The 1314-nt window shown below is 78.8% G+C and carries 1 protein-coding gene; it reads right to left on the reverse strand.

Annotated elements, in window-relative coordinates:
• Positions 1-1314 (reverse strand): hypothetical protein (locus EAO73_RS35325; protein WP_224756601.1); only part of this gene is annotated, 1314 nt, incomplete at both ends.

Consider the following 1314-nt stretch of genomic DNA (forward strand, 5'->3'; position numbering starts at 1 on the left):
GTGCGGGTGGAGGGTGCCGCGCGGCGGGTGGCCGGGGCGCGGCGAGGCGCCGGGGGTGGGTGCCTTGGCCCCGTAGCCGTGCAGGGCGACGACCGCGCCCGAGGGGGCGAGCGTGAGGTGGGCGGTCCAGGGCCCTGCGGGTTCCCGGGCGTGGTCCACGAGGGCGCGGATGGTGACGCTGCCGCCTGCGGGGAGCTTCCCGGACGTACGGCTCAGGCGCACCCAGGACCGGTCGGCGGCGGCCGACCAGGAGACCGGGCCGGCCTTCGACGCGGTGAGCGTGACGAGGGTGGTGGAGCCGGAGGTGCGGGCCTCGACGGTGAGCCGGCCGTGGCCCGCGGGGTCGCCGGACGGGTCGGCACCGGGGCTGATGATCTCGGCGGAGACCTCCGGCGGGGTGTCCCCGTCCGTGAAGCGGCTGCCGGCGTCGGGGCGGGCGTTGCCGGCGTTCTCGTAGCGGTCGTACGGGGTCTCGTCGGCACCGGTGTCGTTGTCGGCGGCGCTGACCGCGGAGCCGTCGCGGCCCTCGCCGGTGAGCGGGGCGCCCCGGTAGGCGGACCACAGGGCGATGACGGGGGCGGCGACGACGGTGGCGACGACCGTCGTCGTCATGACCCGGGAGCGCAGCCGGTCACGGCGCGCGGCGTGGTCCTTGGGGTCCATGGGGAAGCCGGTGCGGTCGAAGCGCGGAGTGGCGGACCGATTCTTCTGGTGTTTCTGCGCGTGCAGCATGGCCACGTAGGCGGAGGGGCGGGGCGCCTCCACGACCGGGAGCACGGCGGCCGGGGTCACCGCCTTCCCGGGCCACGGACCCTCGGCCCCGGCCCGCTCGGCGGCGCGGCGGCAGCGCGGGCAGTCGTCCACGTGCCGTACCAGCTCGCGGCGCAGGGTGGGCGAGAGCAGCGCGCGGTGGTCGCCGGTGAGCCGGCCGGCCGTGGAGCAGTTGCCCTTCTCGACGACGGCCAGGGCGGCCCGGGTGCGCTCGACCTCGCAAGCGGCGCCGGCCAGCAGCTCCCGGGCGGACGTGGCGTCGAGGCCGAGGACGGCGGCGACCGCGCGCGGGGTCAGTCCGTGCCGTACGGCCAGCTCCAGGGCCTCGCGCTGCTCCGGCGTGGTGCCCGCCGCCTCGGGCCAGGCCAGCTGGGCCAGCTCCCGGCGGTGCGCCTCGGCGGCGGGGCCCTCGGCGGACGTGCCGACGGCGCTCCCGACGGGGCTCCCGACGGGGCTTTCCAGCGAGGCGGTGGTGTGCGCGGTGCGGCGCGGGCGGCGGGCGGCCGGGGCGTGGCGGTCCTCGTCGGCGGGCCTGCGGTGCGG

The sequence above is a fragment of the Streptomyces sp. col6 genome, from assembly GCF_008042035.1.
Taxonomy (GTDB): domain Bacteria; phylum Actinomycetota; class Actinomycetes; order Streptomycetales; family Streptomycetaceae; genus Streptomyces.